Genomic DNA, 12,724 nt, shown 5'->3' with positions numbered 1-12,724 from the left:
AATTAGTATCTGATGCCCACCGAGTCAACTAATCCAGAGATAAATGTCTCGGATATTGTTTTATATATTAACTGTCCGAGAAAGGTATACTTTGTCAGTAGGGGCTTTGAACTGCTCCCGGAAATAAACGCTTTAAGGCTCGAACGAATGCTCCTGAAAGAACTCTCCCTGACTTACCCAGAAATTGTGAAGGAGTGTTCGTTAAATGCCGATAACCTCTGTAAAGAACTGGAAATTTCCCTTGCACAGACATATAGAGACCTGCCCATTATGTTTCCGCGAGAACTTGCAGGTATTGCGAAGGAGATTCTCGATGAAGGAGAGGTGCGGGCAAGAGCTAAAATTCCCGAAATTGCAGCTAACCTTCTAAGTGCACTTGAAGAATATGGGAAAGACCCTATGCTTGCGGCACTCACACCTGTTAAAACCGAGCCATTTCTTTCATCAGGAAAACTCAACCTTAAAGGTGTCCCATCCAAACTGGTTTGTTTTGAGGGCACACAGGTTCCGTCAATCATAAAGTCCGGAAACTGCCCTGAGCAGGGGGTATGGGCTTCTGACCGGATTCATGCCGCAGCTCTTATCCTTCTTCTTGAAGCCGAGAATGGGAAGGAAGTGCCTTTTGCTTTTGTGGAATATGTAAGTTTCGGCCTGCTCCGGAAAGTAATTATTCGAAGTTCAGATAGACGGGAAGTTCTTCAAATAGGCAGAAATGTGGAAAAAATAAAAGCCGGATTCATGCCCGGGAGAAAAGAAGATAAATCCTGTAAAGAATGTAATTTTTTAGAACATTGTATACCGGGTTCGTCTCTAATGTCGAAATTTTTCTGAACCGGGAATGAATGAGAAAAAGGTTACAGGATGATAGAAGAAGAGGTGAGAATCAAGCAGTATAATAAAAAAGAGGCGAGAATCAAAGCAGAATAGTAGAAAAGAGGCAGGAATTAAAAGAATTAACCTACAAGAGTACTAAAAGGTAAACTATCAAGGCACTAAAGACCAGTAATTTAAGTTTTTTTCTATGAAACCATATACTCAGCGCAAGAGCTCCACCTTGAAGCCTTTTTTTGAGCCCACTGAAGAATTGTAAAGGCTAGCCGCAATAAGTCCTATGAGATATCCAGATACTCCATAAAATACAGGTAAACTGAGTACAGCCCATTTCCCGAAAATCAAGGAAAAGATCCCGAATTTTTTTGGCATCGAAAATCCCATAAAAGCAGCGATTGTTGTGACAAGTCCGAAAACGAAACCCATTGTTCCGTAAAGGATTGTAAGGATTTTTCCGAATGCTACAGAATCGATTTCTTTTATGACTACCATGAAGTTTCCCCAATACCTCATATTTTGCATTCGATATAATTATGTTACTCTTATTTTTGAAATATCTGAAAGGTGGACACGGATAAGTCACATGTAAGGCACATGTACCGAGACACATGTACCCAGGAACTTATTAAGAGAATGTAAGGAAACCCGGATGAGAAGCCAAACCCTTTTAAAGGTGAACCTCTCTCAATCTGCATGACATGTCCAGACCAGCATATCTCGGCAAAATGCTTCTGCACTGGTGCGAGGCCTGTAATGTGCCTGTACTCGGAAAAAGGTGCGGATGCGGGAAAAATACAAAAAAGGTAGAGGTCACCCCACCAGGGGATATTCGCCCTGCTTTTGATTATGATATAAAACGCATAAACTCTGTTTCTGAAAAACAGTTCAATGCTCCACTCATATCCGAAGGTCACCTTGTAGTGTTAAATAAAGCTCCATATGAAGACCGCATGGACGAGATTATAGTCGATGGGGAAGTCCTTGCGTCTCTCAGGTTCGAAATTGAGAGCTGTGAATGGGTCCTGCTGCCCAGGCTTGAAGGGGCAAGAAGGCTTTTCCAGGGCAGGGATATAAAAGGCCTGAAGAAATGGGTTGTTATCGAGCAGGAAATTGTACCTTTTATTCTCAAAAAGGGAGCAAGTGTTCTGGCGCCTGGTGTTCTTGATGCAGATCCCGAAATAAGGAAAGAAGATGAGGTCGTTGTCCTGAACCCTGCAGGAGAAGTAATCTGCTGTGGGCGTGCCCGAATGGCGGGAAAGGAAATGTGTGAGGAAAAACGCGGGAATGCAGTAAAACCGCGCTGGAGCGGAGAGCCAAAGCCTCAAAAGATAAATTCTGCCGGGCAGAGCTGGGAAGATGCCGTAAAAGCCAACGAAAAAATTCTGGACACTATGATAGAAAATTCCCACACTTTCATAAAAAATGTCGCAGAGAGCATGAACATGACGGTCAGCGTGTCCTATTCAGGGGGTAAGGATAGCCTTGCTGTGCTCCAGCTAGTTGATGAGACTCTGGATGATTACGAAATCATGTTTGCAGATACTGGGCTTGAATTCCCGGAAACCCTTGAAAACGTCAAAAAGGTCACCGAGTACTATGGAAAAGAGCTCAGGACTGCAAGTGCAGGAAATTCTTTTTGGGATTCGATAAACGTTTTTGGCCCTCCTACCATGGACACCCGCTGGTGCTGCAAGATCTGCAAACTTGGGCCTATTGCCCGGCTAATTGATGAAAACTATGATGGAGGCTGCCTGAGTTTCATAGGACAGCGCCAGTATGAATCCCATGCCCGTTCAATTAGCAAGAAAGTCTGGAAAAATCCCTGGGTAGGAAACCAGGTAGGAGCTTCTCCGATACAGGAATGGACAGCTCTTCATATCTGGCTTTACCTTTTCAGGACAAAAGCTCCTTACAATCCGGCTTATGAGAAGGGTTATGACCGGATGGGGTGCTGGCTCTGCCCTTCTTCGTCCCTTGCCGACTTTTTACAACTAAAAGAAAGCCATCCTGAGCTTGCGAATAAACTCAATTCTCACCTCCTTGACTATGCAGAGCGAATGGGGCTCTCCCCTGAATGGGTAAAGTACGGCTTATGGCGTTACAAACGATATCCGCGGGTTCTCCAGGAACTTGCGGAGAAAAAAGGAATTTCCCTGATCCCATCCCAGGAAGCCCCGAAGGAACTCCATTTTGAGGTTGCAACCGGATACAGACCCTGCAAGGCAGGAGGAATGTCTGCGGACGGAAGTTTCGGGCAGGCAATAGATATAGAAACCCTGGAAGAAAGCGGAATGCTTAACCCGATCGGGAATGTTTCTTTTATAGAAGGTGCTGCGTCGGTCGCCTTCGGAGAGTCCAGAGCGCAGGTATTTGCCTCGGGAAATGTAAACGGGAGAAGCGAAAACGAAAAGGTGCTGAAAAAGCTTATGAGAATGGTTGAATTCTCGGTAAGAAGGGCTTTGCTCTGCCAGGGGTGCGGGATTTGCATGGGCCACTGTGAGCACAATGCGATTGAAATAAAAGAAAAGAGGGTAAGGATCAGAGAAAACTGTATTCACTGCGGGGCGTGTATCGAAGTCTGTCCGCTTATAAAATTCATCTAAATTTTTTCGGCTGCCGCAAGTGAAAGCAAAAATAATTTGCAGAAATTACTTTAAGGAACCAGTTACTGTGAGAAACCAGTTACTGTGAGAAACCAGTTACTGCGAGGAACCAGTTACTGCGAGGAACCAATCCTTTCGGTACCTAAAGTAGAGGTAAACATAAATCTCAATGGGGCAAAACTCAATAATCAAAAAGACTTTTTTGACCTGTCCTTTTCTGGAGTTCTCCTACTCTGACTCCTACACGCCTGAATTCAGCCTGGCTTTCCGAAAGGAAAGCATGGAGGATTTCGCGAGCCACTTCGAGAAGGACTTCCTTTGAATAAGCAGGATGGTTTAGCGTACGGCTTTTTGTATACATCCTGAAATTTGAATTTATGACCGTAACGGTTACAACCCTGAAGGAAAGTTCCCTTGAACCAAGTTTTGAGATTACGTCTCCTGCCAGCCTGTCAAGAAGAGGGAAAATCAGCTTAATATCGAGGGTATCTTCGGGCAGCGTTGCAATCCGCCCGATCTGTTCGGAGCCTCCCCTTTCTTTCAGGGGAGAATCGTCGATTCCTGCCGCAGCCTGTTTAAGCCAGATTCCGCGGGTTTTTCCAAAGGTGGAAACCAGGTCGATAACATCGTGTTCGGCAAGGTCTTTTATTGTAAATATGCCCATTTCCTGCAGTTTTCCTGCAGTTATGTCCCCGATTCCCCAGAGTTTGGACACTTTGAGAGGCCAGAGAAAACTCTCAAGCCTGTCTGGACTTACGACTGTGATCCCGTTGGGTTTTTTTACAGAGGAAGCCATCTTGGCGATAAGCTTATTCGGCCCTATCCCCACAGAACAGGTCAGCTTTTCTCTTTCTTTTATTTCCTTCTTAATTTGGTTTCCTATGTCAAAAGCAAGGCTAAAGTCCCAGCCTGTTTTCTCTGTAATCTCCAGGAATGCTTCATCAATACTGATTTGCTCAAAGGCATCTCCATTCTCCCTGACGTCTGCATAACTCCTGAGAATTTCCATAATCCTGTCCGAAACCGAGGTGTAGAAGTCCTTCCTGACAGGCAAAAAGACGGCATCGGGACTCAGCTTTTTTGCCCTCGAACAGGGCATACCCGCCCTGATCTCGGCCTCTCGCGCGACATAATTGCAGGTACTTACAGCTCCACTCAGCTCGCTCCGTCCGGAAAGCATGCAAATCACAACTGCTTTTCCCTGAAGCTCAGGGTTTTCCCGCTCCTCAATGGCTGCATAAAAATAGTCCATATCCACATGGAGAACGACACGCTGCATTGAAAAAAATAGGCTGGGAAGATTTGTATAATTATCTCTCGAACTTTAAACCGAAAAAGAACAAACAATATATTAAAATTTGCAATGTACCGAACGTTCTGTAAAATCACAAATACCAGAAAGTAATCAAACAGAACTAATCCAACAAAACGCTTTTAAAATGCCTCTAATGTATTAGTCTAGCCATATCCAAAACGTTCAACCATAAGCTTTAGAGTAAGCCCAAACCATCTAAACTGAAATTTAATCCATGGAAGTTACCATGTTAACCAGAAAATGAAATAGAGGTCAGTATAATAGAGCCTCTTGAGGATTATTTTTAAGCGTACTATGTGTTCCTAAACATTATTTCACACTTAATCGAGCGGTAGTCGGAGTAAACAAGTATATTCCTATATACTATGGAACAATCTGGCATAGAGATGCATAGGCAAAAATCTTGAAATGTTCATTTTTGGAGTGGAACTTCAGGTAATAAAAGAGATTATCCACAAACCAATTTTATTTTCAATATTGAAAGGAATTACTGAAATATTTTATTATACTTTTTATTTTGGGATAGCAACGTTTTACCTTAAAATGTTGCTATAAATTTTTATAGTTTTTTTGCGTCGACTCTGTGCCGGTTTCCGAAGATTCGGACAAGAAACTACATTTTTCGCTATATCTTTTATATTTTGCATTAAAACTTAAACACTAATTTTTGATTTGTTTTGTCATTTGAAATAAATTTAGAATATACATGGTTATTTATAAAGCTAATATACTAGTATATCATGCAGGATATTTGGAGAATCTAAATTTATAACTTCTCTGCATAAAACGATCATATGGGATATTTGAGGAAGCTAAATTCATAACCCATTTGAATAAAAATATACAGAGGTAAAAAACATGAGTGAAACAGACAAAAATATTGCGCCAGAAGCTGCAGGCAAAACTAATGCAGCACTAAAAGACGAGACAGTATCAAATCCAGATGTCAAAATAGAGACATCTAAATAATAGGTTTTGACTGTGAGTTATTGATTAAATCTGAAAAATCAGGCACAATTTTCATGTTTAGAAAAAAGTAGAGAGCTTATTATACTCACTGTTTTCAGTAACTTGCAGATACAACCAATTGTAGATACGTTTGTTTAAAATAAATTTAGGTATGGAGTTGGGAATTATGGTAAGTAGAGATAATTCAAATTTTTTGTCAGCAAGCACACTAAAAGGAGATAGGGTTGTCAATAGAGCTGGTGAGGATCTAGGACAGGTCGAAGATTTTATGATTGACTTGAAAAATGGAAGGATAGCATATGCAGTGCTTTCTTTTGGAGGGTTCCTGGGTATGGGCAATAGACTATTTGCTATCCCTTGGCAAGCCCTTAAACTGGAGCTGTATGAGCACGCTTTCGTCCTTGATATCGATAGAGAAGTCCTGGAAAATGCAGAAGGCTTTGAGAAGGGCACATGGCCTTTAACTTGTGAGGAACTATCCAGAGTGTATATTTACTACGGATATCAACCTTACTGGAAGAAGGAAGTGTTGGAGCAAACGAGAATTCCAGAAGATATATCAGCAGAGAAGCTGGGATCACTTCAGTGAGTTGTTGAAAATCGTAAACACAAGACTCTTCTACATTTTCCCAAAAATGAGAGGTATAATTGTTTCTGATAGGACTTATGCAGTTAAGGTACAAAATAAAGAACGAGAATATCTGTCATAAATATTATTATTTAGATCGTTTGGAGTCTCAAGATACTTATTTCCCAGTTCAACTGCGTAAGCCCTATACCATAATATAATAGTTAATTTATCGGTTAAAATAACCACAGGGGGAATGAAACATAATTGATTTGATAGGACTTGCAGTAGCCCTTTTAGTATTAGCATTGATTGCGTATGTATTGGGCGCACGGGGAATTGCCGGGTTCTCTATGGAGATTGCTAGGTGGCTCGTCATAATCTTTGTTATACTCGCGATCATTTCTTTTTTTATGGGCGCATTTAACGTTTAATCGACGAATATGTGATGAAATAATCCCAAAATGCGATTCTCAAAATATTGAGAATTCGTTTAAGGCGACTGGCAGTGAAACAAAGACAATTGAAAAGCATTGCTTTTACTACAAACGATTCCGTGATGGTCAAGAGAATGCGTTGTAAAAAGCATAACGAAATCTAAATCAAAATTCGATGTTTTCGATATTTAGATATTAGCGATGAAAATAAATAAATTTGTCAGACATCTGTGGAAGGTAATCTGTGGAAGGTAAATAGTTATTGGAGATCGCCTATTCATAAACCAGCTCTCTATTATTACATTGAGTATTTTAAATCCATTTTTATTTAATTAGGCAAATTCATGCAGTTGGCCCAAATAGTCTAATTGCATATGGGGTAAAGAATGAAAATGAAATTGATAGTTTCTTTGTTAGTTTTATTCCTAGTTTTTCCTCTGGGGTTCACGCAAGCGCAGACTGGAGAGAACGATACGACATTTAATATGACCGGAAACATGAGTAACATGACTGGGAATATGACATGTAACATGACTGGAGTCATGAATGGAAACATGACCGATATGGGTAACATGACCGGGAACATGACTGGAGTCATAACATGTAATATGACTAGAAACATGACCGGGAACATGGATAACATGACTGAAAACATGAGTAACATGACCGGAAATATGACATGTAATATGACTGGAAACATGACTGGAAACATGACCGGAAACATGAGTAACATGACCGGAAACATGAGTAACATGACTGGAACCATGACTGGAACCATGACTGGAAATATGACCAGTAACATGACCGAAAATATGACTGGAACCATGACTGGAACCATGACTGGAACCATGACTGGAAATATGACCAGTAACATGACCGGAAATATGACCAGTAACATGACCGATAAGGGTAACATGACTGGGAATATGAGTGACATGATTGAAGTCATGACCGGAAACATAGTCGGCAGGGGTAACATGACTGGAAACATGAGTAACATGATTGAAGTCATGACCGGAAACATAGTCGGTAGGGGTAATATAACTGGAAATATGACCGGAGATATGACTGGAATCATGACTGGAACCATGGCTGGAAATATGGGTAATATGACCGGAGATATGACTGGAATCATGACTGGAACCATGGCTGGAAATATGGGTAATATGACCGGAAATATGAGTGATATGGCCGGTAACATAACAGACGGAAATATGAGTAATATGACCAAACGATAAAACGATAATAACTACATCGAGGACAGTAACAACGATATCGATGACGATAACAGCAGACAATTTCCAAGATTAAAAAGAGACTTTAGAAAAGGGAAGTACCATGAAAACAAGCACTCAGGACCAAGTGGAAGGTAAGCTTCACAAAGTGAAAGGTGGGATTAAGGAGATTATAGGGGAGCTGACCAAGGATCACGAGTTGGAAGCCGAAGGTAGTATTGAAAAGATAGAAGGTGAGGCACAAGACAAGGTAGGACAAATTAAGAAGGCATTTGGGAAGTAAAAGAGTGGCGTATCATGCGCCTGCACCCAGCCGTCTAATTCCTAATATGTCGCAACGCACGGGTTGTCAATTTGGTAGATCTTTCTTGGGGAAACATACTGGCTAATTAAGCAATTACACTGACCCTGCATAACTGATATTTTGGAACCGAGGCTACCGATTATCAACCTTGGGCTGCATATTTTTGATATTTTTGACATTTTTTGACTATAAACCTAGCAGACCTTCTGCAGATATCTTCAAGAAAATAACATTTTTCTTGCTATCGTTTTTGGATTGTTGCTCAAAAATCTGCAATTATTATCTCCGATGAAGCAAGGTTACGGGATTCTACGATTATTGCAAAACTAAAAATTCGCTAGGCTTTTTGACTGGTTACAAATCTTAAACGATTGCACTTGAATTGAAATCTTAAGAGATCTTATTTTGAGTTTGACTGAACAGAATTCTGCCTACAAATTCAGTGTTTCAATCAAAAAAATGCAAAAATCAGAGACCTTTTATTATTTTAGGAGGAACATTTTATGGATATGGAAGACCTGAATTCAAAAATTGGAAAAACTTCCAGAGCGCTTTATCAAAAAATTGAGGACGGGGAATCAGCCCTAAACCGCATTATAAGTGAAAAATTTTCGGAAGGACCGAGCATGGATACAGAAGATCTGAATTTAAAAATCGGAGAAGCCGCAGGCGTACTTTACCGCAGGCTAGAAAAAGGAGAATGTACCCTGAGCCAGATAAAGAATTATCTTGCTGAAGATGGATTTGATGCCTCAATTGTTATAATGGCCATCGGCTGGCTCGCGAGGGAAGACAAGATCCACGCTTACAAAGCCAGTAACATATGGTTATTAAAGCTAAATTGAAAGCCCGGATCAATTCATTTATTGAGCTCATACCAAAATCACTTTTATTCTCAATCAGTATGAGTTTCACAACTGTTTTCCATGATCAGAAATTCGATCGATTATTCAGAATACAAGATTTAAAGAAGCAATTTTGAGTTTTGGGTTTGGCTCAAAAGTACAAATATTATAAATTAGAGGAGAATATGATCTGGGGGTACATAGTAAATCTGGTTACCAGAACAGTAAAGGAATGGATAGAAGACGATGCAATGACTTATAGTGCCGCGCTGGCATTTTATTTTATATTGAGTTTCCCAGCTCTCCTGTTATTTTCGGTATCCATAGGAAGTATTTTTTTTAGGTCAAAACACCTTCAGGATGAAATAATAAATTACCTACAAGGAGCCATTGATGAGAGAATAATCAATATGATAATTGTACTTTTCGAACGTATTCCAGAAATTAATTCTCTCTCGATAAGCGCATTAATAGGTCTTGTACTCATTCTCTGGAGTGCAAGCAACATTTTCAGACATTTAAAGAGTTTCCTTGAGATAGCATGGGATATTAAGCCTGTTATGTCCAATAGTGTTAAAGATTTAGTGAAAAACGCAATCATGTCTTTTACTTTTGTTATATTTTTTGGAGGACTTCTCATAATAAGTATAAGTATTAAGGGAGTTATTTATATGGGTTCAAGCTTGTTCCATGAACTTTTGCCATTTTCACCTGTAATTGCTGATTATGCAGGTTCCATATCCAGTTTCCTTATTCTCATCCTTTTTTTCATGCTTGTGTATAGAGTACTCCCCAATACAAGTCTTGATTTGAGGTCTGTTTTTGTAGGATCACTAGTAACAGTAATTCTCATAACTATAGGTGAATATGCTATTGGAATTTTTTTCACATACAGCAACCCTGCAAGTGTCTATGGAGTGATCGGATCGATTGTAGGATTATTTCTTTTGATCTATTATTCCTCAATTATGATTACAATTGGTGCGGAATTCACAAAAGTTTATTCGGAATCTTAAAATGCCTGATTCTGTAAAAAAGCCTTAATTTTCTTTAATTTGGAGACTTTTTATTATTTTCTGGTCTACCTCTTTTTTCTCAATCGTGCAAAACAATAAAATTTAATTTCATTGAGATTAATTCTTTTTAATGGGGAGAGGAAATAAATCAATCGATAATTCAATTGTAAAAACGCTATTTGAAGGCAATATCTTAATTCCTTTGTCAAAATTGCTGGTTGAAAATCGCTTTCATTCTCTGTTCTCTTTAATATCTCCTACTCGTTGTGATTTTTGTGGCGCTAAATTAAATGTGAACTCTCACTACACCCGTTCACTTCTCACGAGTTATGGCACCCTAAACTGCAATACTACATACTGGATTTGTCCTAATTGTAAAAAGCATTTTCATGATCAGATCGTTGGTGTTTCTGGATCGGCAAATTACAGCAAAGAGTTCTATGACAAACAAATGTTTGTCAGATACGATGGCAGATGCAGCCTTAACAATTCCTGTAGAATAGGCGAAAGATATACCGAAGGCTTGACTGATATACATGCGTCTTCGGTTAAGTGAGGAATCATGATAAATTGTATTCATTCCCTTGACATATGCCCAAAATATAGATAGACTTTGAACTGGAACGAGGTGTTGATTTTAGGTAAAGAGGCTAAAATTTGAGGCCAATTTATGACATAAAATCGATAGCCTTCAGGAAAGAAAATTTCTTAACCGATGACCAATGAATGAAATTTACAGACCAATCATATTCTGTAACTGTAAGAACCTTTGTTCCATCAGAGGTAACGAGTCCATTATTCACGAGAGATACTATAATTCATGAGAGATACTATACGAACAAAATACTAAGAAGTTCGTATTTTGTGAGGAATATTCTAAAAATTGATAGAAAAATAAGTGATTTTCTTCAAAAATCCGAACGTTCTATGTGAAAAGGTTCGTACATCAAAGCATAATTCTAAAATTTATTTTAAAGCAAAATACTGTGTTTTCATTTTACCCAATGTATACAAATGGAAGGGATTTTTCTGAAACATAAAAAAATAAAAGCAATAGCATTTATTAATTTACAGTTTAATTTAGTTTTAATATTTTTAATTTTGTACTGTTCTCAACACAGGATGTCCAATCATGGCAGAACATCAGTATGAGCAGCAACCCAAAAAAACAGACACAATCGCTCAAAAGCAAACTACTCCCTCACAATCTTCCAGGATACGGTTTGTCATGGAAAGAATTAAGAATGTGACTGCATGAGAGCCCGAAAAAGTAATCAGGAAATCTGATCATATAAGGAACAAATAGATTTTATTTTTCTCTGCTCCTTACAATTCAGACCTGATCGTTTATTCGTCAAGGGTTATTTGTCTCATGGCTTATATTCTAAGGGGTGCCGCTTTGTCAGCTGAGGAAACCATTCCTTTCAATTTCCCCAGTGGGTCCCTGATTTCTATTTTTGAACTTGAGTAATAGCCAACCTCTATGTCTTCTGTAAATGTTTGGCTATTCGGAATACCAGATGTTCTCATAACAGAATCAACGTTAAGTTGGTGGAAATGATGTTCTTTGTACCTTGGGTTGTAGTTAAGAGCAATAGCACCGCTTAAAACAGCAATGTAAACAATTCTAACTTTCATCACTCCCCTGTTTGCGGTGAGTACGGCTTCAATTGATTCTTTAGGATCTAACTCGACAGTGACTCCTGAAGTACTGCCTACTGTAACCTCTTTGCTTTCTGATCCTCCCTCCCCCCATGAATGACTGTAACTTATAGAGGTTTCTCCTCCTCCTCCAGATCCAAGGAAACCACATTCATATTTTATCATCTGCTTTACTTCGAGTGTATTACTTTCTGACCAGTTGCTCTCTATAGTATTTGATACCTGGTCTGAAATGCTGGCATCGAAAGTCGCTTTTTTCGTGCTGTTATTCGTGAATGTCTTGGTAGCTACTATCACAGGTTCGGTGGTAATCCCCATTATTGTCGCACTCTGGACCCAAAGTACAGTGTTTACTTCTGGCCAGCCATAGGTCTCGTAAAGCTGATTCCAATCTGAATTCGTGGGGCCGTGAAGGAATGCATCATTTGGGTATCTCCCAAAAAACTTCTCAACAGCTTTACAGAGGGCTGCATCTTCCACTCCAAAACTTTTTCTCTCTTTATCGGTGATTACGTGCCACAGTCTTCCTGTAGCGCTGACGCTTGATGTTGCTGCATCTGCACCTGCATTAATTTTTATTTCGATTCCCATTATTTCGTTTCCCATACATTTTTTTATGGAGTTAATTGTTTATAATTATTTTGGTGAAGTTCGCAGGGAATAATTATATTATTTTTGTAGATTTCTGCATTAAAAGAGCGATCCCTGACAAAAATATCGACACTCAAAGACTATATTTCTCTAATGCTCTTTTCACATACATTGGAGCAAGCAAAAAAAGTCATCTATATTCTCACAAAATTTTTTATAACCGACTTTCCGCAGATGTCCTTCCAATTTTCATAATTTTTCCTGCTATTGTTTTTTCTGAAAACCTCCCTAGTTACTCAAACGTATATTTTTGAAACTTTCTAATGTTTTTGACATTTTGCCTTTATT

The 12,724-nt window shown here is 39.3% G+C and carries 12 protein-coding genes; 9 read left to right on the top strand and 3 right to left on the bottom strand.

Translation table 11 applies throughout. The annotated features are described in order from the left end of the window. Nucleotides 1-12: 12 nt before the first annotated feature. Entirely contained in the window at nucleotides 13-831 is an 819-nt protein-coding gene (locus tag RG963_RS11535) for a Dna2/Cas4 domain-containing protein (protein ID WP_310576428.1), read from the top strand. 204 nt (nucleotides 832-1,035) lie between these two features. On the opposite strand, the gene RG963_RS11530 is transcribed toward RG963_RS11535, so the two are convergent. After that, complete coding sequence (locus RG963_RS11530; RefSeq protein WP_310576427.1) at nucleotides 1,036-1,323, bottom strand: hypothetical protein; 288 nt, start codon at nucleotides 1,321-1,323, stop codon at nucleotides 1,036-1,038. Nucleotides 1,324-1,529: 206 nt separating this feature from the next. Here RG963_RS11530 and RG963_RS11525 point away from each other — a divergent pair, with 206 nt between their 5' ends. After that, on the top strand, nucleotides 1,530-3,434 hold the full coding sequence (locus RG963_RS11525) for a phosphoadenosine phosphosulfate reductase domain-containing protein (protein ID WP_310576426.1): 1,905 nt from the start codon (nucleotides 1,530-1,532) through the stop codon (nucleotides 3,432-3,434). Nucleotides 3,435-3,615: 181 nt separating this feature from the next. On the opposite strand, the gene dinB is transcribed toward RG963_RS11525, so the two are convergent. After that, nucleotides 3,616-4,713 carry a DNA polymerase IV gene (gene dinB, locus RG963_RS11520; protein ID WP_310576425.1) on the bottom strand — a complete coding sequence of 366 codons (1,098 nt, stop codon included), beginning with the start codon at nucleotides 4,711-4,713 and terminating at the stop codon, nucleotides 3,616-3,618. 1,171 nt (nucleotides 4,714-5,884) lie between these two features. Between dinB and RG963_RS11515 the strand changes: the two genes are divergently transcribed. The 7 genes from RG963_RS11515 to RG963_RS11485 all read left to right on the top strand — a co-directional run bounded on the left by RG963_RS11515 (nucleotide 5,885) and on the right by RG963_RS11485 (nucleotide 11,381). Beyond that, nucleotides 5,885-6,307 (top strand): PRC-barrel domain-containing protein, encoded by a 423-nt coding sequence (locus RG963_RS11515; RefSeq protein ID WP_310576424.1) that lies wholly within the window; start codon nucleotides 5,885-5,887, stop codon nucleotides 6,305-6,307. A gap of 251 nt (nucleotides 6,308-6,558) precedes the next feature. Further along, on the top strand, nucleotides 6,559-6,720 hold the full coding sequence (locus tag RG963_RS11510; protein ID WP_310576423.1) for a DUF1328 family protein: 162 nt from the start codon (nucleotides 6,559-6,561) through the stop codon (nucleotides 6,718-6,720). 389 nt (nucleotides 6,721-7,109) lie between these two features. Beyond that, nucleotides 7,110-7,961 carry a hypothetical protein gene (locus RG963_RS11505; protein WP_310576422.1) on the top strand — a complete coding sequence of 284 codons (852 nt, stop codon included), beginning with the start codon at nucleotides 7,110-7,112 and terminating at the stop codon, nucleotides 7,959-7,961. 100 nt (nucleotides 7,962-8,061) lie between these two features. Next, on the top strand, nucleotides 8,062-8,241 hold the full coding sequence (locus RG963_RS11500) for a CsbD family protein (RefSeq protein ID WP_310576421.1): 180 nt from the start codon (nucleotides 8,062-8,064) through the stop codon (nucleotides 8,239-8,241). Between the two features lie 524 nt (nucleotides 8,242-8,765). Beyond that, nucleotides 8,766-9,107, top strand: a complete 342-nt coding sequence (locus RG963_RS11495) for a winged helix-turn-helix domain-containing protein (protein ID WP_310576420.1) — start codon at nucleotides 8,766-8,768, stop codon at nucleotides 9,105-9,107. 146 nt (nucleotides 9,108-9,253) lie between these two features. Next, nucleotides 9,254-10,123 (top strand): YihY/virulence factor BrkB family protein, encoded by an 870-nt coding sequence (locus RG963_RS11490; RefSeq protein WP_310576419.1) that lies wholly within the window; start codon nucleotides 9,254-9,256, stop codon nucleotides 10,121-10,123. A gap of 1,132 nt (nucleotides 10,124-11,255) precedes the next feature. After that, the gene (locus tag RG963_RS11485; protein ID WP_310576418.1) at nucleotides 11,256-11,381 is read left to right on the top strand and encodes a hypothetical protein; all 126 of its coding nucleotides are present in this window, start codon (nucleotides 11,256-11,258) and stop codon (nucleotides 11,379-11,381) included. Nucleotides 11,382-11,500: 119 nt separating this feature from the next. On the opposite strand, the gene RG963_RS11480 is transcribed toward RG963_RS11485, so the two are convergent. Further along, complete coding sequence (locus RG963_RS11480; RefSeq protein ID WP_310576417.1) at nucleotides 11,501-12,391, bottom strand: follicular epithelium yolk protein subunit; 891 nt, start codon at nucleotides 12,389-12,391, stop codon at nucleotides 11,501-11,503. Nucleotides 12,392-12,724 lie beyond the last annotated feature (333 nt).

Origin of the sequence: Methanosarcina baikalica, from assembly GCF_031461075.1 — an archaeon.
Lineage (GTDB): Archaea > Halobacteriota > Methanosarcinia > Methanosarcinales > Methanosarcinaceae > Methanosarcina > Methanosarcina baikalica.
This window is presented reverse-complemented; position numbering and strand designations above follow the sequence as displayed.